This window comes from Flavobacterium sp. CFBP9031, assembly GCF_034044945.1.
In the GTDB taxonomy this organism is placed as follows: Bacteria; Bacteroidota; Bacteroidia; order Flavobacteriales; family Flavobacteriaceae; genus Flavobacterium.
This window is the reverse complement of record NZ_JAXCWF010000004.1, coordinates 71,610-92,383: the sequence shown is the minus strand read 5'-3', so window position 1 is coordinate 92,383 and position 20,774 is coordinate 71,610. Positions and strand designations below refer to the sequence as shown.

Below are 20,774 nucleotides of genomic sequence, written 5' to 3'. Positions count from 1 at the left end.
TTTATTTAGGATGAAGCAACATATTCCACTCCATTTAATTCTACAAATACAAAACCAATTTATGCTCCAATACCATTATAAACGAATCCAATTGATTCTAATTGTTTGGCATTTAAAATATTTCTTCCATCAAATATAAAAGCTGGCTTATGCATAGAATCGTAAATCCTTTTCCAATCATAAGTTGTAAACTCATCCCACTCTGTTAAAATTGCAATCGCATGTGCGTCTTTACATGCCTCATAAGCATTATCAAAAACACTTAGTGCGTCAAGATTATTTTCACTTGCTCTCGTTTCTAAATAATCTAAGTCACTTAGCATTTTAGTTTTAGAAACCTTCGGATCAAAAACGGAGATTTTGGCTTGTTCATTTATTAAATCATCAGCAACATAAATTGCTGCAGACTCTCTTGTATCATTTGTGTCTTTTTTAAAAGCCCAACCTAAAAAAGTAATTTTTTTATCGGCTACTGTATTATATAAAGTCTGAACAATTTTATTTGAAAATCTTCTTTTTTGATGATCATTCATAATAATCACTTGCTCCCAATAATCTGCAACCTCATTTAATCCGTATGATTTTGCTATATATACTAAATTCAATATGTCTTTTTGGAAACAAGAACCTCCAAATCCTACAGAAGCTTTCAAAAATTTAGGACCAATTCTACTATCCATACCGATCGCTTTAGCTACCTCATTTACATTTGCTCCCGTTTTCTCGCAAAGTTCCGACATCGCGTTTATTGAAGAAATACGTTGTGCTAAAAATGCATTTGCGGTTAGTTTAGACAATTCAGACGACCAAACATTTGTTGTCAAAATTCGATCTTTGCTTACCCAATTTGAATAAACTTCTACTAAGGAATTAATTGCCTCTTCACCTTCTTGAGTTTTATCTCCACCAATCAAAATTCGATCAGGGTTTAATAAATCTGTAACTGCAGTTCCTTCTGCTAAAAACTCTGGATTAGATAAAATTTGAAATTGAACACCATTTCCTGTATTATCCAATATACTTTTAATGGCCTCAGCGGTTCTCACTGGTAAAGTTGACTTCTCGACTACAATTTTATTTTGTTTTGCAACCCTTGCAATTTGTCTAGCACATAATTCGATATATTTTAAATCTGCTGCCATTCCTTTTCCTTTTCCATAAGTCTTGGTTGGTGTATTTACAGAAATAAATATCATTTGAGCTTCATCTATCGCTTTATCTACATCTGTAGAAAAAAACAAATTTCTGCTTCTTGCTTCTGCTACAATTTCAGAAAGTCCAGGTTCATATATTGGAATATTTTCAGGATTCGGATCATTCCAATCTGCTATTCTTTGTTCATTTAAATCAACAACCGTAACCTGAATATGAGGACATTTTTGAGCAATCACTGCCATTGTTGGCCCTCCAACATATCCTGCACCAATGCAGCAAATTTTTGTAATTTTCATTTGATCTATTTTATCTTGATCTTAAATTTATTTTAAATTATTCCAATACCATTCAACAGCTTCTTTTAACCCGTCTTGCAAAGAATACTTTGGATTATAACCGAGATTTCTTTTTGCTTTTTCGATACTTGCTAGAGAATGCGGAATGTCTCCTGCTCGATTTTCGCCATAAATAACTGGAACATCCTTTATTTTTGGATCAAAGTCTGATAAATATTCTTTTAAATATCCAACTAAGTCATTTAAAGTATTTCTGTCTCCAAATGCAGTATTATAAATAGTATTAATTGCTTCTAAATTTTGACAAGTCATAGCCAACTCATTCATTTGAATTACATTGTCTATGTAAGTAAAATCACGAGAATAATTTCCGTCTCCATTAATTATTGGACTCTCGTGGCTCATAAATTGCTTTACAAACTTTGGAATTACAGCCGCATAAGCTCCATTAGGGTCTTGCTTTCTTCCAAAAACATTAAAATAACGAAGTCCGATTGTTTCTAATCCATATGTCTTGCTAAAAATTTCCGCATAAAGCTCATTCACATATTTTGTAATTGCATAAGGAGACAATGGTTTTCCTATAACATCTTCTACTTTGGGTAATCCTTGAGAGTCTCCATAAGTAGAAGAACTCGCAGCATAAACAAATCGTTTTACTTTAGCATCGCGTGCTGCTGTAAGCATATTTAAAAAACCCGAAACATTTACATCATTAGTCGTAATTGGATCTTTTATCGACCTAGGAACAGAACCTAAAGCAGCTTGATGTAAAACATAATCTACTCCTTCAACAGCTAAACTACAATCAGTTAAATTTCGGATATCGCCTTCGATTAACTTAAAATCAGGATTATTTAAAAAATCTTTTAAATTATAACGATGGCCTGTAGAAAAATTATCCATACAAACGATCTTATAGCCTAAGCCTAAAAAATACTCAGTCAAATTTGAACCTATAAATCCAGCTCCTCCTGTAATCAAAATTGTATTCTTTACCCTGCTTTCCATTTGTCAAAGTTTATTTTTTTCTAATTCGGTTTAAAAATGCTTTCCAAAATCCATCTTTAACATCCTCTTCATGATAACCATTCGAATAAGCTCCATATCCGTAACCATATCCGTAGCCACTACCGTATTTTGCTTTATTTTCATAACCATTTAATACAATACTCACGTTGCTCAACTCTCCACGTTTAAGCCTAGTATTCAACAACGTTATCATATCTTTCTTAGTATAATTTTGTCTTACAATATACAATACTACATCTGCAAACTGAACTAATTCCAATGAATCTGCTACTAAACCAACTGGTGGAGTATCCAAAACTATATAATCATATTTTTGCTTAAGTTCATCAATCAATTCTTTCATCGCATCACTTAAAATTAACTCAGAAGGATTTGGGGGAATTGGCCCTGAAAGTATTATATCTAAATTAGGGATTGGCGTCTGATTAGTAATTTCTTCTAAATTATTTTGTCTTATTAAATAATTGACAACTCCTAGAGATGATTTTAATTGAAATTCATCTGCCAATCTTGGTTTTCTTAAATCCAAACCAACTATTACTGTTTTTTTCTCGCTTAAAGCAAAAACTGTAGCAATATTTATAGAACAGAATGTTTTTCCTTCTCCACTAATTGAAGAAGTAATCATTAAGGTTTTTGATCCGTCAACTTTTTGTTTTTTATATAAAAACTGAAGTGAAGAACGTAAGCCCCTAAATGATTCTGAAAGAGCAGATTTTGGTTTATCAAAAACCGCTAAGCTTCCTGAGTCTTTATTAATACCAATCACTCCGAGCAATGGGATTTGAGTTAGTTTACTAATGTCATCACCATTCTGAATTGAATTATTAATAAAGAAGATTAACAAAACAAACAACAAAGGAATTAAAATCCCTAAGAACAAAGCCATTACATAGTTTACAGAAGTCTTAGGCCCAATTAAACCTCCACCAATATCCTTTGCAGGATCAATAAAATGAATATCTGATAGGTTAGATGCTCTTACAATTTCTGCTTCATTTCTCTTTTGAAGAAACTCTGTATAGATATTGTCGTTCAAATCATATTTTCTTTTAATCTTCAGTAATTCCTGTTGTTCAGCAGGAAGTTTTTTAACAGTGCTTTCTGCTTGGCCAATTTTGGCATTTAACAAAGATAAATCATAAACTAAAGAAGACTTAGCCGTAACAATATTTTCTTGAAGAACATTTTTTACCGCAGCCATTTGATTATCAAAATCTTTAAATATTTTTTCACTTTTCACAGCATAAGCCATTTCTGATCTTTGAGTAGAAAGAGCTATAAGTTTGGAAACATTAGCAACAACATTAGGATCTTCAATTCCAGCAACAGAAGGTGCTGGTAACCTAGAATAGTCGTCGCTACTATTTAAATATGATCTTAACGAATTATAATAAGCTATTTTTCTAGTAACTTGATCTTTTTCAACATCAAAATTCATTATCTTTTCTGAAACCCTTGAGCCACCATCTTCTATTTGGTAAATATTTTTATCTTTTTGAAAAGATTTTAATTCGTTACCAGTCTCTTTAAGCTGAGATTCCATTGCAACAAGAGTACTATCAATAAATCTAATAGTGTTTGTTGCAAATTGGTTTTTACCATCTAATTGCAATTTCATAAGCATCCTTACGGTAGCATTCAAATAATCAACCATTCTTGCTTTATTTGTTCCTTGCATTGACAAAGTCAACAACGACCCCGCACTTTTTCCAGCATCTACATTTATGCCTTTGTATTGAGATACAGTTCCATCAAAATCATTAAATCTTACAAAGTATTCTTTACCTTTATAAAAACCTGGATTATCTACTATTTGAAGTTTCCAATCTAAAAATGGAAGATTAACACGTTCTCCTACTTTGTATTTTTTAATAAAAGTTGTGGGTTGTACTGACGTCTTGCCATAAGAATTATTGCTATAAGTAATTAACGAAACAGAATTAACTTCAAATGGTATCTGAATTTGATACTCATTTTCGCTTAAAAATTTTATATTAATTAATGTATTTGCAAGCTGTCCCTTTGTTTTGTCAATATCGACGTAGAATGGTACCGCTCCATAAGAATCAATTAAATTGTATTTCCCCTGCTCTAAGTAATTAATATAAAATTGAAGTTTATCTACGACTAGTTCATTATGAGATCTTGATTGCAAAATTGTAGAAATACCATTTACCTGATCCGAAACTCCTCCCCAATTGAATACCAAACTGGTGTTTGATGTAAAAAAAGGATTGCTTTCTTCTTTAATAGAAATCATGGTTTGCATTCCGTAAATTTTTTCTTTACGAATATTTATCTGGTAAGCAATAGTGAATGTAATAATCAAACTTACAAGAAACCATTTCCAGTAACTTGCAATTTTCAACAGAAACCCTTTAAAATCAAAATGAGAATGATTTTCAAAAATGGCAAAATCTTTAATGTCTAACATTTTAAAAACCTATTTTTTACTTTATAATTAAATAAACTGTTGTTGCCAAAGACAATAATGTGATTATTGTTCCTATTGACTGTATCCCCGTTTGACCCGTTCCCCATGTTTTTTGCCTCAATGGTTTTACATAGATATAATCATTTGGCTGTAAATAATAATAAGGTGATTTCATTACGTTCACATCTGTAAGATCAATCTCATGCAGTTGAACACCAGTTGGACTCTGACGAATTATGGTTACTTCTTTTCTATTACCGACTGTTGTAATATCTCCAGCATTTGCAACAGCTTCTAAAATATTTACATTATCTTTAAATAATGTTTTTGTACCTGTACTTCCAACCTCTCCATTAATTGTATATCTAAAACCCGCTAGTTTTACTGTTACAAAAATATTTGCTTCGCTTTTAAAATATTCTTCCAGTAATTTCTTTTCGATTTTTATTCTTGTCTCTTCAAGAGTATATCCAATTACATTAATTTCTCCAAGAATTGGCATTCTTATATTTCCGTGATCGTCAACTGTAAATCCATCAAAGTACAAACTAGCTTCGCTCTTGCCTGCCTGACCAGTTTCGCCTTCAGTTGTATTAAAAATAGAGACTAATTTTGAGTCTATTGCCTTTATATTAACTTTTAAAACATCATGCACTTGCAATCTATATGGTTTTGATTCTACTGCTACAATCGCTGCTTGTTCTCCTGAATCATTTTTATCCTGAAGGTAAACCAAATCTTTGATTGGAATGCACGAGGTAAATAATGTAGAGATTAATAAAAATAGAAAAAAACTGTTTTTTGTCATTCGTTCAATGTTTTCGCAAAGATCTTTTCCTTTAATATCAAGAAAAACATAATCGCTATTTGGGGTTTAGTTAATTGTTTTTAAATGTTTTTTCAAAAGGAACTCTATGCAAGATGCTTCGTCCAAGTGTTATTTCGTCTGCATATTCTAATTCATCTCCAACCGATATTCCTCTCGCAATTGTCGAAATTATAATATCAGAATCTGCAATTTGTTTATAGATATAAAAATTCGTTGTATCTCCTTCCATAGTTGAGCTTAACGCAAAAATAATCTCCGCTACATTTCCAGATTTTACTTTTGTTACTAAGCTAGAAATATTTAACTGATTTGGGCCTACTCCTTCAATAGGTGAAATTTTACCTCCAAGCACATGATATATTCCTCTAAATTGCCCTGTATTTTCTATTGCCATAACATCTCTAATATCTTCTACAATACATATTGTTTCATGATTTCTAACTGGATTAGCGCAAATCTCGCACATTTTAGTATCAGAAATATTATGGCAACTTTCACAAAACTTAATATCCTCACGCATTTTCAATAATGCTTGAGACAAAAAAGCTGTTTGTTCTTTAGGTTGTTTTAATAAATGAAGAACTAATCGAAGTGCCGTACGCTTACCTATACCAGGTAATTGCGACATTTCGTTTACCGCTTTTTCAATTAATTTTGATGAAAATTCCATGACGACAAAAGTAATACTTTTAATGGTTTAGCCTACATTACAGCCATTAAATTCAAAGCTTAACACTAACGAGAATTTATTACGAAACACCTTTCTTTTCAATGTTAAAATGAAAGTGACAAATAATATTTTAGTATTGATTTGTAGCCAACAAAACTAATGTACAAGCTACCTCTACTTGAATATCATTTAATTCTAGTAATTGGTACAACTCTGGGTTTTCTGTTCCTGGATTAAAAATCACTCGTTTAGGATGTGACTCAATAATATAATTATAATAATCTCTCTGACGAATAGGATTTAAATACAAAGTGATGGTATCAATATTTTTAACTGGTATCGCTTTAGTTTGAATTTTTACTCCAGCAACTTCTCCTGCTTTTTGTCCGATTGCTAAAACAGAATGTCCTTTTCCTGCCAGCATATTTACTGCTCTATAAGAATAACGTTCTGGATTTGTAGATGCTCCTATGACTAATGTTTTTTTATTTTTCATTGTTTTTGTTTAGACTGCAAAAGTAATCAAAAAGAACGATTTAACTTCATGTCTTTGATTCAGAATAAACAGCAATAAAAACATTATTATAACATAATTTCACATAAAAACATCAAAAAATAATTACATTTACTTCAACCAATCAATATAATATGGAATTATTTATTTACTTATTTGCTGCCTTGTTCTCAGTGCTAAACCCAATTGGAACTGTACCTATTTTTGTCGGATTAACACAACACGACTCTCAAAAAGAAAGATCACGAATCTCTCTTTGGACCGCAATCAATGTTTTCATCATATTATTGGTTTCTTATTTCATTGGCCAATATGTTTTAACTTTTTTCGGAATCAGCATAGACGCCTTAAGAATTGCGGGCGGAATTGTAATTGTAAATTCTGGTTTTTCTTTACTTTCTGGAAAATTCAACAAGAAACGAGGAATCAATAAAAAAATTGAAAATGAAGCGCAACACAGAAATGATATTGCATTAACACCTTTAGCAATACCAATGCTTGCTGGCCCTGGATCGATGTCTCTTTTAATTGCTTTTTATCAAGAGCATCATGAAATAAACGAAATTATAATTTCATCATTAGCGATTCTAGCAATTGCTGTAGCGATTTTTGCTATTTTAAAAAGCGCTCATTATTTAGCTAGAATTTTAGGAGCATCTGGAATTGTCGCTATTTCAAGAATTGTTGGTTTTATCGTTATTTCTATCGGAATTCAATACATAGTAAGTGCTATAGTAAATATTATAAAAGGAAATTTTTAACTCCAAAATGTTTTTAAAAAGAAAGGGATAAAATCAAGTATGATTTTATCCCTTTCTTTTATTAGATCTTTTATTTTAACTTCTCGGCAAGAAAACTTCAGCCATCATACATCTTGCACTTCCTCCGCCACAAGCTTCAATTGTATCAAGGCTTGAGCTTAAGATTTCTGCATGATTTTCCAATTGAGCAATCTGTTTTGGAGTTAAGATCTGGTGTGCAGAAGCACTCATAACAATATATCTCTTATCATCTTTTCCGCGAACTTCTAACATATTTCCTGCAAAATTATTCACTTGGTCTTCTGTTATTAAAATAACTTCCTTTTGATCTTGTTTAAGATTATCCAGAACCATTTTTCGTTCTTTCTTATCATCGATAGAATCTGCACAAATAACAGCAAAAGTTTCACCTAAACACATCATTACATTAGTATGATAAATTAGTTTACGCTCGCCATCAACCGTTTGAAAAGCTTCAAAAATAACAGGAGCATAATCAAAATCTTCACAGAACTCTATAAACAATTCTTCGTCTGCTCTTGGAGATAACGCGCAATATGCTTTTCCATTAGCTCTATCTAACAACAAACTTCCTGTTCCTTCTAAGAAAATGCCATCTTCTTCTGCTGAAGTATAATCCATGATATTAGAAATTTCGAATCCTTTTTCTTCCAAAGTATCCAAAATATCTTCACGACGTTCTTGACGACGATTTTCAGCAAACATCGGATAAAGGGCCACATCTCCATTTTCATGAAATGAAACCCAATTGTTTGGAAAAATACTATCAGGAGTATCAGTCTCTAAATTGTCATCAACAACAGTAACATCTACCCCAACCGTTCTTAATTTTTCAACAAAAGCATCAAACTCCTGTTGCGCTTTAGCATTAACGGTACTTGGTAAAAGTCCGTCTAATACTTTTTGATAATAATTATTTACAGCCGTCTGTTCATTCATCCTGAATGCAACTGGGCGAATCATCACGATAGCATTAGTAGTCTGTATCATTCTTTATTTTTTTGTTTCAAGTTTCAAGTTTTTCTAGAAGACTGAAATTTAAAATTGTTTTTTTTTAGTCTCTTATTAATGGAAGCGTTGAACATCTCAACAAACCTTCTTGCTTTGAAATTTCAGCATATGGAATTTCTTCAACAGTAAAACCATTTTCACGAAGCCAATTATTCAATCTCGTAAAATTCTTTTCAGAAACCACCACATTTTCATCAATTGAAAATACATTCGAAAACATATTATACATTTCGTTTCTTTCAATATGAAATAGATTTTCTTTTCCGAAAAGCTTTACTAAATAAAGATAATCTGCCTCCTCTCGAAAACCTCTTTTATAAATAATACCTTTATTTTTTCCAACAGGCTGAAAACAACAATCTAAATGCAGCGCATTATCTCTTGCTTCTAATTTAGATTTTACCAAATCAAATTCTTTTACAATCTTATTAGGAAATAACGATTTGATATAGCTTACACCATGCATATTGGTTCTTGCTGTAATGTAGTCTTTATAATCACTTCCTTTATAAGTTCCGATAAAAATATGATCATTCCAAAGCATCACATCTCCTCCTTCAATATGAACTTCTTCTGGAGGGCGAACTACTTTTAATGGATCTATCTGATCAATTACATATTGAATAGCATCTAATTCGCGTTCTCTATCTGGAAGAATATTCGATTTCACAAAGATATCATCAATTACGAATCCAATATCTCGTGCAAAAATCTGATTGTAGTTTTCAATCATTTCCGGACGATAAACTGTAACATCATATTTCTGAAAAACAGCATTAAAAGCATCCATTTCAGCAACCATATCTTTTTCTAAAGGATAAGTTCCCGCCTTAATATGTTCCAATGATTTAGGATCATAAGCCTCTTCTATAGTTGGAGTTGGTCCATTATGAACAGCAGAACCCAAAACTACAGCACGAAGTCGAGACGTTTCGTTCTTTACATTTAATTGCAACATAACTCTATTGTATTTTGAGCAAATATAAAAAAAGCTTCACAGTTAAGTGAAGCTTTCGTTTTTTATTTATTAGACTTAAACTCTCGTAAAGGATGTCCTGTATAAATTTGTCTTGGTCTTCCAATTGGTTCTTTGTTTTCACGCATTTCTTTCCATTGCGCAATCCAACCTGGTAGTCTTCCAATTGCAAACATAACAGTAAACATATCTGTTGGAATTCCTAGAGCTCTGTAGATAATTCCAGAGTAGAAATCAACGTTTGGATATAAGTTTCTTGCTTTGAAGTATTCATCTTCAAGAGCAGCTTTTTCTAATTTTCTTGCGATATCTAAAATCGGATCTTCAACACCTAAAGTCTCTAGTACTTCTGTTGCTGCTTTTTTGATAATTTTAGCTCTTGGATCAAAGTTTTTATAAACTCTGTGTCCGAATCCCATTAAACGGAAAGGATCATTTTTGTCTTTTGCTTTTGCTAAGAATTTATCTGTATCTCCGCCATCTTTATTAATTTCTTCAAGCATTTCAAGTACAGCCTGGTTTGCTCCACCGTGAAGTGGCCCCCATAAAGCAGAAACTCCTGCAGAAACTGAAGCAAATAAACCTGCGTGAGAAGAACCTACCATTCTAACAGTAGATGTAGAACAGTTTTGCTCATGATCTGCGTGAAGAATAAATAATTTATCTAAAGCATTTACGATTACTGGATTTGCAGCATAAGGACCAGTAGGCAATTTAAACATTAATTGCATAAAGCTTTCTACATATCCTTTTGTATTATCGTAATAGTTTAAAGGATAACCCATAGATTTTCTATAAGTCCATGTAGCAATTACAAGAAATTTTGCCATTGTTTTACAAATAGCCTCGTACATTTCTTTTTCATTATCAACATTAACTGCTTTAGGATTGAATGCCGTTAAAGCACTAGTCAAAGCAGATAGCACTCCCATTGGGTGAGCCGTTTTAGGAAAACCATCAATGATATTTTTCATTTCTTCGTTTACCAAAGAATGCTTTTTTATACCATTTTCAAAATCTTCTAATTGTGAAGCTGTAGGCAATTCACCAAAAATCAAAAGATAAGATACTTCTAAGAAATTAGCTTTTTCTGCAAGATCTTCGATCGAGTATCCTCTGTAACGCAAAATTCCTTCTTCTCCATCTAGGAAAGTGATTTCGCTTGTACAAGACCCTGAATTTTTATAACCTGGATCAAGGGTAATAAAACCTGTTAAATCACGTAATTTGTTAATATCGATAGCTGATTCGTTTTCGCTTCCTGTGATTACTGGAAGCTCAATCTTTTTACCATCTATTTCTAATGTAGCTATTTTTGACATAATATACTGGAAATAATTCTTTAAATAATAATTTATCAAATCTAATGAATTTAAGACTAATTAAAAAAAGAATACTGCTATGAATTTGTTAAAACTCCAAAAAAAAACCATTCATTAAAAAATGAATGGTTTATCTTAATATATCTCTTATGATTATTTAATCTTGAAAGCATTTAAACCTGGAAAATAAGCAGTGCTTCCTAATTCTTCTTCAATTCGTAATAATTGATTGTATTTTGCCATACGATCTGAACGAGAAGCAGAACCAGTTTTAATTTGACCACAGTTTAAAGCAACAGCTAAGTCAGCAATTGTGTTATCTTCAGTTTCTCCAGAACGGTGAGACATTACAGATGTGTAACCAGCATTTTTCGCCATGTTTACAGCTGCAATAGTTTCAGTTAAAGTTCCAATTTGGTTTACTTTTACCAAGATAGAGTTAGCAATTCCTTTTTGGATTCCTGTAGACAAACGCTCAACATTAGTAACAAACAAATCATCACCTACTAATTGCACTTTGTCACCAATTTTTTCAGTCAAATATTTCCATCCATTCCAATCATCTTCGTACATACCATCTTCGATAGAAATAATTGGATATTTAGCAGCAAGTTCAGCTAAGTAATCAGCCTGCTCCTCAGAAGTTCTGATTTTTCCAGTTTCACCTTCAAATTTAGTATAATCGTATTTACCGTTTACATAAAACTCAGAAGCAGCACAGTCAAGAGCGATCATAATTTCGTCACCGAAAGAATAACCTGCTTTTTCAACAGCCAATTTAATTGTATCTAATGCATCTTCAGTACCACCAGCTAAGTTTGGAGCAAAACCACCTTCGTCACCTACAGCAGTACTCAAACCTCTATCGTGTAAAACTTTCTTCAAACTGTGGAAAATTTCAGTTCCCATTTGCATAGAATGCGTAAAAGAAGTTGCTTTTACTGGGAAAATCATAAACTCTTGGAACGCGATAGGCGCATCAGAGTGAGAACCACCGTTGATGATGTTCATCATTGGAACTGGTAACGTATTAGCAGAAACACCACCTACGTATCTGTATAATGGCAATCCAAGTTCATTAGCAGCAGCTTTTGCCGCAGCTAAAGAAACTCCTAAAATAGCATTAGCTCCTAATTTAGATTTATTTGGAGTTCCATCTAAATCAATCATTAATTGGTCAATTGTGTTTTGTTCGAAAACAGAAGTTCCCACTAATTCTTCAGCAATAACAGTATTTACATTGTTCACTGCATTCAAAACACCTTTACCTAGATAAGCTTTACCTCCATCACGTAATTCAACAGCTTCGTGTTCTCCAGTTGATGCTCCAGATGGAACAGCAGCTCTACCTAAAACTCCATTTTCAGTTACTACATCTACTTCAATAGTAGGATTACCTCTAGAATCAAGAATTTGTCTTGCGTGAACTTTAATTATAATACTCATTATTTTTGTTTTTTATTAATAAATTATATTTTTTTTTCGAAATTATAAAAATATTTAATACTATAAACGCATTGTAGTCATTAAACACCTTTATTTATTAACTACATCGTTTTAGGCTTTGTCGCTTTTAATATTCTCTACAAATTGGTCAAACAAATATGACGAATCGTGTGGTCCTGGACTAGCTTCTGGGTGATACTGAACTGAGAAACAATTTTTATTCTTCATCCTCATTCCTGCCACAGTACCATCATTCAAGTGAACATGAGTAATTTGTAATTCTGGATGATTTTCCAATTGCTCTCTCTTAACAGCAAAACCGTGGTTTTGAGATGTTATTTCACCTTTACCTGTAATAAGATTTTTTACTGGGTGGTTAATCCCTCGGTGTCCATTAAACATCTTATAAGTTTCAACTCCATTAGCCAAACCAATTACTTGATGCCCCAAACAGATCCCGAATAAAGGTCTATCTTCAGCAAGAATTTTCTTTGCTACTTCTATCGCACCAAATAAAGGATCTGGATCCCCAGGTCCATTTGACAAGAAAAACCCATCTGGATTAAACGAATTTAAATCCTCATAAGTTGAGTTGTACGGAAAAACTTTAATGTAGCAATCTCTCTTAGCAAGATTTCTTAAAATATTCTTTTTAATTCCAAGATCAAGTGCCGAAATTTTATAAGTTGCATTTTCATCTCCAACAAAATACGGCTCAGTTGTAGATACTTTAGAAGCAAGCTCTAAACCTTCCATATTTGGAACATCGGCTAATTCCTTTTTCAAATCTTCAATTGAAGTTCCATCTGTACAAATTACTGCATTCATTGCCCCATTATCACGAATGTAACTTACAAGAGCTCTTGTATCAACATCCGAAATACAAATTAGGTTTTGCTTAATAAAGTAATCTTCTAAACTTCCAGAAGCTCCTTCTCTTGAATAATTAAAGCTAAAGTTTTTACAAACCAAACCTGCAATTTTAATGCTGTCTGATTCAACTTCTAAATCATTAACACCATAATTACCAATATGCGGATTAGTCGCAACCATAATTTGACCAAAATAAGAAGGATCTGTAAAAATCTCCTGATATCCAGTCATTCCAGTATTAAAACAAACTTCACCAAAAGTTTTACCGCTGATACCAATAGATTTACCATGAAAAATAGTTCCATCGCTAAGTAATAAAATGGCGCTTTGTCGTGTTGTGTATTTCATTCTTTAATTTGTATTGTTTTTAATCGTCTTATGAAACTTTAATATTTCATTTGTAATTAGATATTTTGCAAATTTACTTCTTTAAAAGAGCGCTGCCAAGATATTTTAAAAATTTCATTCATAAAAATAAAACCAAGGCGTTGAAATAAGTTAAATTTTACTCTTTAAAAAAAATCAAAAAAAAAGGATAAACTAAAAATTAGCTTATCCTTGATTTCTATAGAATCATTACTTTCATAATTATTCAGAAGCTTCAGTAGTCGTTTCTGATTCAGCAGCAGGAGCCTCAGGAGTACCCTCAGCTTTTTTAGCTTTACCACCACGACGGCTTTTTGCTTTTTTAACTTCTTTTTTACCTCCATTGTAAAGTTCATTGAAATCTACAAGTTCGATCATTGCCATATCAGCATTATCTCCCAAACGATTTCCAACTTTAATGATACGAGTGTATCCACCTGGACGGTCTCCAACTTTAGCAGCCACATCTCTGAACAAATCAGTTACAGCATATTTGCTACGTAAGTATGCAAAAACAATACGACGATTGTGAGTCGTATCTTCTTTTGATTTAGTGATTAAAGGCTCAACGAATTGTTTAAGCGCTTTAGCTTTAGCAACAGTAGTGTTAATACGTTTGTGCTCAATAAGAGAACAAGCCATATTAGCCAACATAGCTTTTCTATGTCCAGTCTGTCTGCTTAAGTGGTTGAATTTTTTTCCGTGTCTCATGACGTGTTTTTTTTATCTTCATCTTGCTACAATCCACTATGGAGAGCAAAATATGAAGTAAATTATTCTTTATCTAATTTGTATTTAGCTAAATCCATTCCGAAAGTTAAATTCTTCACTGCAACAAGTTCATCAAGTTCAGTTAAAGATTTTTTACCAAAATTACGGAATTTCATTAGGTCATTTTTATTGAACGATACTAAATCACCAAGTGTATCAACTTCAGCCGCTTTCAAGCAATTTAATGCTCTCACAGATAAATCCATATCAACAAGCTTAGTTTTAAGCAATTGTCTCATATGCAATGACTCTTCATCATACGATTCTGTTTGTGCAATTTCGTCAGCCTCAAGTGTAATTCTTTCATCAGAAAACAACATGAAATGGTGAATTAAAACTTTAGCAGCTTCAGTAAGAGCATCTTTTGGATTAATAGATCCATCAGTTTTAATTTCAAAAACTAATTTTTCGTAATCTGTTTTTTGCTCTACACGGAAATTTTCGATTGCATATTTTACATTTTTTACCGGAGTAAAAATAGAATCTGTAAAAATTGTTCCAATTGCAGCATTCTGTTTTTTGTTCTCTTCAGCAGGAACGTATCCTCTACCTTTTTCGATTGTTAAATCGAAGTTCAATTTGATTTTAGAATCTAAATTACAGATAACAAGGTCTGGATTCAAAACTTGAAAACCTGAGATAAATTTTTGAAAATCACCTGCTGTCAATTGATCTTTACCAGAAACAGAAATAGTAACTGATTCATTATCGATATCTTCAATCTGACGTTTGAAACGTACTTGTTTTAGATTAAGGATAATTTCGGTAACATCCTCAACAACACCTGAAATAGTAGAAAACTCATGATCTACACCTTCGATACGAACAGATGTAATTGCATAACCTTCTAACGCTGAAAGCAAAACTCTTCTAAGTGCATTACCAACTGTCAATCCGTAACCAGGTTCTAAAGGTCTAAACTCAAATTTACCTTCAAAATCGGTTGAATCGATCATGATAACTTTATCGGGCTTTTGAAAATTAAATATTGCCATAAATTTCGACTAAGTCAATTATTATTTGTTGTACAACTCTACGATTAATTGTTCTTTAATGTTTTCTGGAATTTGAAGTCTCGCAGGTACAGAAACGAAAGTTCCTTCTTTAAGATCATTGTTCCAAGTAATCCATTCATAAACATGACTTGAATTTGATAAAGAACGTTCGATAGCTTCTAAAGATTTAGATTTTTCACGAACTGCAACTTTATCACCAGGCTTAAGGTGGTAAGAAGGAATATTAACAACCTCTCCATTTACAGTAACGTGTCTGTGAGAAACGATTTGACGCGCACCTCTTCTAGATGGAGCAATTCCCATTCTAAAAACAACATTATCTAATCTTGCTTCACATAATTGTAATAAAACTTCACCAGTTACTCCTTTAGTCGCTGATGCTTTTTCGAATAAATTTCTGAATTGTTTTTCTAAAATTCCATAAGAATATTTAGCTTTTTGCTTTTCCATTAACTGAACAGCGTACTCAGATTTTTTTCCTCTTTTTTTAGCCATCCCGTGTTGTCCAGGTGGGTAATTTCTTTTTTCGAAAGATTTATCATCTCCGAAGATTGCCTCGCCAAATTTACGAGCGATTTTGGTTTTAGGACCAGTATATCTTGCCATTTTAAAAAAAATTTAAGGTAGAAATTATGAATTCAGGTCTAATCCTTCGATAATCTATGTTCTACCTTGTTTATACTATAAAAATAAAAAATTAAACTCTACGTCTTTTTGGAGGACGACATCCGTTGTGTGGCATTGGAGTAACATCAATAATCTCTGTAACTTCAATTCCACCGTTATGAATAGAACGGATAGCAGACTCACGTCCGTTACCTGGTCCTTTTACATAAACTTTCACTTTTTTAAGTCCTGCCTCAAGTGCTACTTTAGCGCAATCTTCTGCTGCCATTTGAGCTGCATAAGGAGTGTTCTTTTTAGAACCTCTGAAACCCATTTTACCAGCTGAAGACCAAGAGATAACTTCACCTTTCTTATTAGTCAAAGAAATAATAATGTTATTAAAAGTGGCAGAAATATGAGCCTCACCCGTTGATTCAACGATAACTTTACGTTTTTTTGCAGTTGCTTTAGCCATATTACTTATTATTTAGTTGCTTTTTTCTTGTTAGCAACAGTTTTTCTTTTACCTTTTCTTGTTCTTGAGTTGTTTTTAGTTCTTTGTCCTCTTAATGGAAGACCAGATCTATGACGAATACCTCTGTAACATCCGATATCCATTAAACGTTTAATGTTTAAAGAAATTTCAGAACGTAATTCTCCTTCAATTTTGTAAAATGAAACAGCTTCACGAATTGCTCCGATTTCATCATCATTCCAATCTTGAACTTTTTTATCTTGGCTAACTTGAGCTTTTTCCAAAATCTCGATAGCTCTACTTTTTCCTAATCCGAAGATGTAGGTAAGTGCAATAACACCTCTTTTGTTTTTTGGGATATCTACCCCTGCTATTCTTGCCATAATTATCCTTGTCTTTGTTTAAATCTAGGATTCTTTTTGTTTATTACGTACAGTCTCCCTTTTCTACGCACGATAATGCACTCGGCACTTCTCTTTTTTACTGATGCTCTAACTTTCATAGTGAATATCCTTTAATATCGATAAGTAATTCTTGCTTTTGACAAATCGTAAGGACTCATTTCTAGTTTCACTTTATCACCAGGTAATAATTTGATGTAATGCATTCGCATTTTACCAGAAATATGAGCAATTACAATATGTCCATTTTCTAACTCTACACGGAACATCGCATTTGATAATGCTTCAATGATTGATCCGTCTTGTTCTATTGCTGATTGTTTTGCCATAAATATATTAAGCTACCGCTTTTCTATTTTTACCAGTCTTCATTAAACCATCATAATGTTTGTTTAACAAGTATGAATTGATTTGTTGAATAGTATCTATTGCAACTCCAACCATAATTATTAATGAGGTACCTCCAAAAAACATTGCCCAAGATTGTTGTACATCCATAATACTTACAACAATAGCTGGGAACACAGCAATCAAAGCAAGGAATAAAGATCCTGGGAAAGTTATTAAAGACATCACTTTATCAAGGAAATCAGAAGTTTCTGCTCCTGGACGAACTCCAGGAATAAAACCACCGCTTCTCTTTAAATCATCAGCCATTTTGTTAGTAGGTACAGTGATCGCAGTATAAAAGAATGTAAATACAATAATTAAAGTTGCAAAAACAAAATTATACCAGAAACCAAACATATTACTAAATGCACCAACAATAGATTGTGATGTATCTGATTTAGACAATCCAGCTACAGCCGCAGGAATAAACATAATTGCCTGAGCAAAAATAATTGGCATAACTCCTGAAGCATTAAGCTTAAGAGGAATCCATTGTCTATTACCTCCTGCCAAATCTTGCTCGTAATCTCCTGTAGTCGTACGACGAGCATACTGAACAGGGATTCTACGTACTGCCATTGTAAGCAATACACAAGAAATGATAACTAATAACCACACAATAATTTCAATAACTAATAACATTGGACCTCCATTGTTATTGGTAACACGAGTTGTAAACTCTTGGATAAAAGCTTGCGGTAAACGAGCTAAAATACCAACCATAATTAACAATGAAATACCATTTCCAATACCTTTATCTGTAATTTTCTCACCCAGCCACATAGCAAAAATTGTACCAGTAACTAAAATGATAACAGACGAGAACAAAAATTCAGGAGAATTAAAGCCTAGCAAAAATGCATTACTAGGCAATGTTCTGTATAAATTATAGATATAAGTTGGACCTTGAACCAATGTGATAGCGATTGTCAACCAACGAGTGATTTGATTAATCTTTTTTCTACCACTTTCCCCATCATTTTGAAGTTTTTGTAAATATGGAATCGCAATCCCCATCAACTGAACAACAATAGACGCAGAAATATAAGGCATGATACCTAAGGCAAAAACTGAAGCCTTAGAGAAAGCACCCCCGGTGAACATGTCTAGAATAGATCCTAGACCATTTTTAGTTTGTCCCGCTAAACCAGTCAATTGCGTTGCGTCAATTCCAGGAAGCGTAACGTGTGCTCCAAAACGATATACTAAAAGCAATCCTAATGTAATTAAGATTCTATTCTTTAGTTCTTCGATTTTCCAAACATTACTTATTGATTCAATAAATTTCTTCATCTTAATAGATAAGTTATATAGTTACAGCTTCTCCACCAGCAGCTTCGATAGCAGCTTTTGCAGTAGCAGTAAATTTGTGGGCAGTTACTTTTAATTTTGCTTTCAATTCTCCTCTACCTAAAATCTTAACGATTTCATTTTTAGTAGCTAGACGATTTGCTACGAACTCTGTCATAGAAACAGAATCAGTAATTGCACCGTTATCAACTAATAATTGAAGAGTATCTAAATTAACACCTTCGTATTCTTTACGATTGATGTTTTTGAAACCAAACTTAGGTACACGTCTTTGAAGTGGCATTTGCCCTCCTTCAAAACCAATCTTTTTAGAATAACCAGAACGAGATTTTGCTCCTTTGTGTCCACGTGCAGCGGTACCACCTTTTCCAGAACCTTCTCCTCTACCTAATCTTTTATTTTGATTGTGTGTAGATCCCTCAGCAGGTTGTAAGTTACTTAAATTCATAACAGTATTTGTTATTTAGCTTCTTCAACAGAAACTAAGTGTTTAACTTTGTTTATCATCCCAAGGATAGCAGGATTTGACTCATGCTCCACAACTTGTCCAATTTTACGTAGACCTAAAGCTTCCAACCCTCTCTTTTGAGAAAGAGGACAGTTGATTTTGCTTCTTACTTGTTTTACTAATAATTTAGCCATAATTTCCTGAATTAACCTTTAAAAACTTTCTCTAAAGAAACACCTCTTTGTTTTGCAACAGTATGAGCGCTTCTCATTTGCAATAAAGCATCAAAAGTTGCTTTTACTACGTTATGTGGATTTGATGATCCTTGAGATTTAGACAATACATCGTGAATACCTACTGACTCAAGAACTGAACGAACAGCTCCACCAGCAATAACTCCAGTACCATGAGACGCTGGAATTAAGAATACGCGTGCACCACCAAATTTACCTTTTTGTTCGTGAGGAACAGATTGTCCATTCAAAGGAATTCTAACTAAATTTTTCTTAGCATCTTCTACTGCTTTCGCAATTGCTTCAGAAACGTCTTTAGATTTTCCTAATCCATGACCAACTACTCCATTTTCATCACCTACAACTACAATAGCAGAAAAACCGAAAGCTCTACCACCTTTTGTAACTTTAGTAACACGATTAACACTAACTAGACGATCTTTTAATTCAAGACCACTAGGTTTTACCAATTCTACATTTTTGTATTTAGACATAATATATTAGAATTTAAGTCCAGCGGCTCTTGCGCCTTCTGCTAATGATTTAATACGCCCGTGATATAAATATCCACCTCTATCAAAAGTGATGGTATCAATCCCAGCTTTTAACGCTTTCTCTGCAACTAGTTTTCCCACAGCAGCAGCTACTTCAACGTTAGTACCTTTTCCTATTTCTTTTTCTCTAGAAGATGCAGCTAAGATAGTAACTCCATTTACATCATCAATAATTTGAGCGTAAATTTCTTTATTACTTCTAAAAACAGAAAGTCTAGGTCTTGCAGCAGAACCACTAACCGATTTTCTAATTCTGAATTTAATTCTCTGTCTTCTTTCAGATTTTGTTAATGACATAATCTTATATTTTAAGCTGATTTACCTGCTTTTCTTCTTAATACTTCACCCACAAATTTAACACCTTTTCCTTTGTATGGTTCAGGCTTACGGAAACCTCTGATTTTCGCAGCTACTTGACCTAAAAGTTGTTTATCAAACGATGTTAATTTTACGATAGGGTTCTTACCTTTTTCAGATACTGTTTCTAAAGATACTTCTGGAGCAATTTCTAAAACAATATTGTGAGAATATCCAAGAGCTAAATCTAATTTTTGACCTTGGTTTGAAGCTCTATAACCTACTCCAACTAATTCTAGTTCTTTTGTGAAACCTTCAGATACACCAACAATCATATTATTGATCAAAGATCTAAATAATCCGTGTTTTGCTCTATGGTCTTTATGATCAGACGATCTTTCAACTAAAACTTGATCGCCTTCAACAGTTACATTTACGTCCGAAAACTCTTGTACTAGTTGACCTCTTTTTCCTTTTACTGTAATTATACCGTCTTTAACTTCAACAGTTACACCAGCAGGGATTACAATTGGGCTTTTACCTATTCTTGACATCTTTATCTA

25 protein-coding genes are annotated in these 20,774 nt (G+C 32.8%); 1 reads left to right on the top strand and 24 read right to left on the bottom strand.

Annotation, left to right across the window (positions count from 1 at the left end):
• Positions 1 to 59: 59 nt before the first annotated feature.
• The 6 genes from SOM12_RS08140 to SOM12_RS08115 form a co-directional block, all read right to left on the bottom strand.
• Positions 60 to 1,451 carry a UDP-glucose 6-dehydrogenase gene (locus SOM12_RS08140; protein WP_095931481.1) on the bottom strand — a complete coding sequence of 464 codons (1,392 nt, stop codon included), beginning with the start codon at positions 1,449 to 1,451 and terminating at the stop codon, positions 60 to 62.
• Positions 1,452 to 1,478: 27 nt separating this feature from the next.
• Complete coding sequence (locus SOM12_RS08135) at positions 1,479 to 2,462, bottom strand: SDR family oxidoreductase (protein ID WP_095931482.1); 984 nt, start codon at positions 2,460 to 2,462, stop codon at positions 1,479 to 1,481.
• A gap of 10 nt (positions 2,463 to 2,472) precedes the next feature.
• A complete protein-coding gene (locus SOM12_RS08130; protein ID WP_320493020.1) occupies positions 2,473 to 4,920 on the bottom strand; it encodes a polysaccharide biosynthesis tyrosine autokinase in 2,448 nt (815 codons plus the stop codon).
• A 16-nt stretch (positions 4,921 to 4,936) separates the two neighbouring features.
• Positions 4,937 to 5,728 (bottom strand): polysaccharide biosynthesis/export family protein, encoded by a 792-nt coding sequence (locus SOM12_RS08125; protein ID WP_095931484.1) that lies wholly within the window; start codon positions 5,726 to 5,728, stop codon positions 4,937 to 4,939.
• A gap of 70 nt (positions 5,729 to 5,798) precedes the next feature.
• The gene (gene recR, locus SOM12_RS08120) at positions 5,799 to 6,419 is read right to left on the bottom strand and encodes a recombination mediator RecR (protein ID WP_095931485.1); all 621 of its coding nucleotides are present in this window, start codon (positions 6,417 to 6,419) and stop codon (positions 5,799 to 5,801) included.
• A 130-nt stretch (positions 6,420 to 6,549) separates the two neighbouring features.
• Positions 6,550 to 6,915, bottom strand: a complete 366-nt coding sequence (locus tag SOM12_RS08115) for a CoA-binding protein (RefSeq protein ID WP_095931486.1) — start codon at positions 6,913 to 6,915, stop codon at positions 6,550 to 6,552.
• A gap of 152 nt (positions 6,916 to 7,067) precedes the next feature.
• On the opposite strand from SOM12_RS08115, the gene SOM12_RS08110 reads away from it, so the two are divergent.
• On the top strand, positions 7,068 to 7,694 hold the full coding sequence (locus SOM12_RS08110; RefSeq protein ID WP_095931487.1) for a MarC family NAAT transporter: 627 nt from the start codon (positions 7,068 to 7,070) through the stop codon (positions 7,692 to 7,694).
• Positions 7,695 to 7,769: 75 nt separating this feature from the next.
• On the opposite strand, the gene ctlX is transcribed toward SOM12_RS08110, so the two are convergent.
• From ctlX to rplF, 18 genes are all read right to left on the bottom strand, one after another.
• The gene (gene ctlX / locus SOM12_RS08105; protein WP_320493019.1) at positions 7,770 to 8,705 is read right to left on the bottom strand and encodes a citrulline utilization hydrolase CtlX; all 936 of its coding nucleotides are present in this window, start codon (positions 8,703 to 8,705) and stop codon (positions 7,770 to 7,772) included.
• Positions 8,706 to 8,769: 64 nt separating this feature from the next.
• Positions 8,770 to 9,684: a dimethylarginine dimethylaminohydrolase family protein gene (locus SOM12_RS08100; protein WP_320493018.1), complete on the bottom strand. Its 915-nt coding sequence runs from the start codon at positions 9,682 to 9,684 to the stop codon at positions 8,770 to 8,772.
• A 62-nt stretch (positions 9,685 to 9,746) separates the two neighbouring features.
• Positions 9,747 to 11,024: a citrate synthase gene (locus tag SOM12_RS08095; protein ID WP_095931490.1), complete on the bottom strand. Its 1,278-nt coding sequence runs from the start codon at positions 11,022 to 11,024 to the stop codon at positions 9,747 to 9,749.
• Positions 11,025 to 11,177: 153 nt separating this feature from the next.
• Entirely contained in the window at positions 11,178 to 12,470 is a 1,293-nt protein-coding gene (eno, locus tag SOM12_RS08090) for a phosphopyruvate hydratase (RefSeq protein ID WP_095931491.1), read from the bottom strand.
• 111 nt (positions 12,471 to 12,581) lie between these two features.
• Entirely contained in the window at positions 12,582 to 13,691 is a 1,110-nt protein-coding gene (gene carA / locus SOM12_RS08085) for a glutamine-hydrolyzing carbamoyl-phosphate synthase small subunit (protein WP_320493016.1), read from the bottom strand.
• A 240-nt stretch (positions 13,692 to 13,931) separates the two neighbouring features.
• Positions 13,932 to 14,420, bottom strand: coding sequence for a 50S ribosomal protein L17 (gene rplQ / locus SOM12_RS08080; RefSeq protein WP_017495007.1), 489 nt, complete (start codon positions 14,418 to 14,420; stop codon positions 13,932 to 13,934).
• Between the two features lie 62 nt (positions 14,421 to 14,482).
• Positions 14,483 to 15,475, bottom strand: coding sequence for a DNA-directed RNA polymerase subunit alpha (locus SOM12_RS08075; protein WP_008464329.1), 993 nt, complete (start codon positions 15,473 to 15,475; stop codon positions 14,483 to 14,485).
• A gap of 21 nt (positions 15,476 to 15,496) precedes the next feature.
• Complete coding sequence (gene rpsD / locus SOM12_RS08070; protein WP_095931494.1) at positions 15,497 to 16,102, bottom strand: 30S ribosomal protein S4; 606 nt, start codon at positions 16,100 to 16,102, stop codon at positions 15,497 to 15,499.
• Positions 16,103 to 16,193: 91 nt separating this feature from the next.
• The gene (gene rpsK / locus SOM12_RS08065; RefSeq protein WP_026727866.1) at positions 16,194 to 16,577 is read right to left on the bottom strand and encodes a 30S ribosomal protein S11; all 384 of its coding nucleotides are present in this window, start codon (positions 16,575 to 16,577) and stop codon (positions 16,194 to 16,196) included.
• A gap of 8 nt (positions 16,578 to 16,585) precedes the next feature.
• The gene (gene rpsM / locus SOM12_RS08060; protein WP_008464322.1) at positions 16,586 to 16,960 is read right to left on the bottom strand and encodes a 30S ribosomal protein S13; all 375 of its coding nucleotides are present in this window, start codon (positions 16,958 to 16,960) and stop codon (positions 16,586 to 16,588) included.
• A 2-nt stretch (positions 16,961 to 16,962) separates the two neighbouring features.
• Entirely contained in the window at positions 16,963 to 17,079 is a 117-nt protein-coding gene (gene ykgO, locus SOM12_RS08055) for a type B 50S ribosomal protein L36 (RefSeq protein WP_002987490.1), read from the bottom strand.
• Between the two features lie 12 nt (positions 17,080 to 17,091).
• Entirely contained in the window at positions 17,092 to 17,307 is a 216-nt protein-coding gene (gene infA / locus SOM12_RS08050) for a translation initiation factor IF-1 (protein ID WP_007136545.1), read from the bottom strand.
• 7 nt (positions 17,308 to 17,314) lie between these two features.
• Positions 17,315 to 18,661, bottom strand: a complete 1,347-nt coding sequence (secY, locus tag SOM12_RS08045; RefSeq protein WP_007803669.1) for a preprotein translocase subunit SecY — start codon at positions 18,659 to 18,661, stop codon at positions 17,315 to 17,317.
• Positions 18,662 to 18,674: 13 nt separating this feature from the next.
• Positions 18,675 to 19,127 (bottom strand): 50S ribosomal protein L15, encoded by a 453-nt coding sequence (rplO, locus tag SOM12_RS08040; protein WP_095931496.1) that lies wholly within the window; start codon positions 19,125 to 19,127, stop codon positions 18,675 to 18,677.
• Between the two features lie 11 nt (positions 19,128 to 19,138).
• Positions 19,139 to 19,321 (bottom strand): 50S ribosomal protein L30, encoded by a 183-nt coding sequence (gene rpmD, locus SOM12_RS08035; RefSeq protein ID WP_008464315.1) that lies wholly within the window; start codon positions 19,319 to 19,321, stop codon positions 19,139 to 19,141.
• 11 nt (positions 19,322 to 19,332) lie between these two features.
• On the bottom strand, positions 19,333 to 19,857 hold the full coding sequence (gene rpsE / locus SOM12_RS08030; protein WP_085949269.1) for a 30S ribosomal protein S5: 525 nt from the start codon (positions 19,855 to 19,857) through the stop codon (positions 19,333 to 19,335).
• Between the two features lie 3 nt (positions 19,858 to 19,860).
• Positions 19,861 to 20,211, bottom strand: coding sequence for a 50S ribosomal protein L18 (gene rplR / locus SOM12_RS08025; protein WP_035650451.1), 351 nt, complete (start codon positions 20,209 to 20,211; stop codon positions 19,861 to 19,863).
• An 11-nt stretch (positions 20,212 to 20,222) separates the two neighbouring features.
• Complete coding sequence (gene rplF, locus SOM12_RS08020; protein WP_248728271.1) at positions 20,223 to 20,765, bottom strand: 50S ribosomal protein L6; 543 nt, start codon at positions 20,763 to 20,765, stop codon at positions 20,223 to 20,225.
• Positions 20,766 to 20,774: the final 9 nt, after the last annotated feature.

Excerpts from the sequence above, each read along its gene's own strand:
- SOM12_RS08140 (WP_095931481.1), bottom strand. The coding sequence starts at position 1,451 with ATGAAAATTACAAAAATTTGCTGCATTGGTGCAGGATATGTTGGAGGG.
- SOM12_RS08135 (WP_095931482.1), bottom strand. The coding sequence starts at position 2,462 with ATGGAAAGCAGGGTAAAGAATACAATTTTGATTACAGGAGGAGCTGGA.
- SOM12_RS08130 (WP_320493020.1), bottom strand. The coding sequence starts at position 4,920 with ATGTTAGACATTAAAGATTTTGCCATTTTTGAAAATCATTCTCATTTT.
- SOM12_RS08125 (WP_095931484.1), bottom strand. The coding sequence starts at position 5,728 with ATGACAAAAAACAGTTTTTTTCTATTTTTATTAATCTCTACATTATTT.
- recR (WP_095931485.1), bottom strand. The coding sequence starts at position 6,419 with ATGGAATTTTCATCAAAATTAATTGAAAAAGCGGTAAACGAAATGTCG.
- SOM12_RS08115 (WP_095931486.1), bottom strand. The coding sequence starts at position 6,915 with ATGAAAAATAAAAAAACATTAGTCATAGGAGCATCTACAAATCCAGAA.
- SOM12_RS08110 (WP_095931487.1), top strand. The coding sequence starts at position 7,068 with ATGGAATTATTTATTTACTTATTTGCTGCCTTGTTCTCAGTGCTAAAC.
- ctlX (WP_320493019.1), bottom strand. The coding sequence starts at position 8,705 with ATGATACAGACTACTAATGCTATCGTGATGATTCGCCCAGTTGCATTC.
- SOM12_RS08100 (WP_320493018.1), bottom strand. The coding sequence starts at position 9,684 with ATGTTGCAATTAAATGTAAAGAACGAAACGTCTCGACTTCGTGCTGTA.
- SOM12_RS08095 (WP_095931490.1), bottom strand. The coding sequence starts at position 11,024 with ATGTCAAAAATAGCTACATTAGAAATAGATGGTAAAAAGATTGAGCTT.
- eno (WP_095931491.1), bottom strand. The coding sequence starts at position 12,470 with ATGAGTATTATAATTAAAGTTCACGCAAGACAAATTCTTGATTCTAGA.
- carA (WP_320493016.1), bottom strand. The coding sequence starts at position 13,691 with ATGAAATACACAACACGACAAAGCGCCATTTTATTACTTAGCGATGGA.
- rplQ (WP_017495007.1), bottom strand. The coding sequence starts at position 14,420 with ATGAGACACGGAAAAAAATTCAACCACTTAAGCAGACAGACTGGACAT.
- SOM12_RS08075 (WP_008464329.1), bottom strand. The coding sequence starts at position 15,475 with ATGGCAATATTTAATTTTCAAAAGCCCGATAAAGTTATCATGATCGAT.
- rpsD (WP_095931494.1), bottom strand. The coding sequence starts at position 16,102 with ATGGCAAGATATACTGGTCCTAAAACCAAAATCGCTCGTAAATTTGGC.
- rpsK (WP_026727866.1), bottom strand. The coding sequence starts at position 16,577 with ATGGCTAAAGCAACTGCAAAAAAACGTAAAGTTATCGTTGAATCAACG.
- rpsM (WP_008464322.1), bottom strand. The coding sequence starts at position 16,960 with ATGGCAAGAATAGCAGGGGTAGATATCCCAAAAAACAAAAGAGGTGTT.
- ykgO (WP_002987490.1), bottom strand. The coding sequence starts at position 17,079 with ATGAAAGTTAGAGCATCAGTAAAAAAGAGAAGTGCCGAGTGCATTATC.
- infA (WP_007136545.1), bottom strand. The coding sequence starts at position 17,307 with ATGGCAAAACAATCAGCAATAGAACAAGACGGATCAATCATTGAAGCA.
- secY (WP_007803669.1), bottom strand. The coding sequence starts at position 18,661 with ATGAAGAAATTTATTGAATCAATAAGTAATGTTTGGAAAATCGAAGAA.
- rplO (WP_095931496.1), bottom strand. The coding sequence starts at position 19,127 with ATGAATTTAAGTAACTTACAACCTGCTGAGGGATCTACACACAATCAA.
- rpmD (WP_008464315.1), bottom strand. The coding sequence starts at position 19,321 with ATGGCTAAATTATTAGTAAAACAAGTAAGAAGCAAAATCAACTGTCCT.
- rplR (WP_035650451.1), bottom strand. The coding sequence starts at position 20,211 with ATGTCATTAACAAAATCTGAAAGAAGACAGAGAATTAAATTCAGAATT.
- rplF (WP_248728271.1), bottom strand. The coding sequence starts at position 20,765 with ATGTCAAGAATAGGTAAAAGCCCAATTGTAATCCCTGCTGGTGTAACT.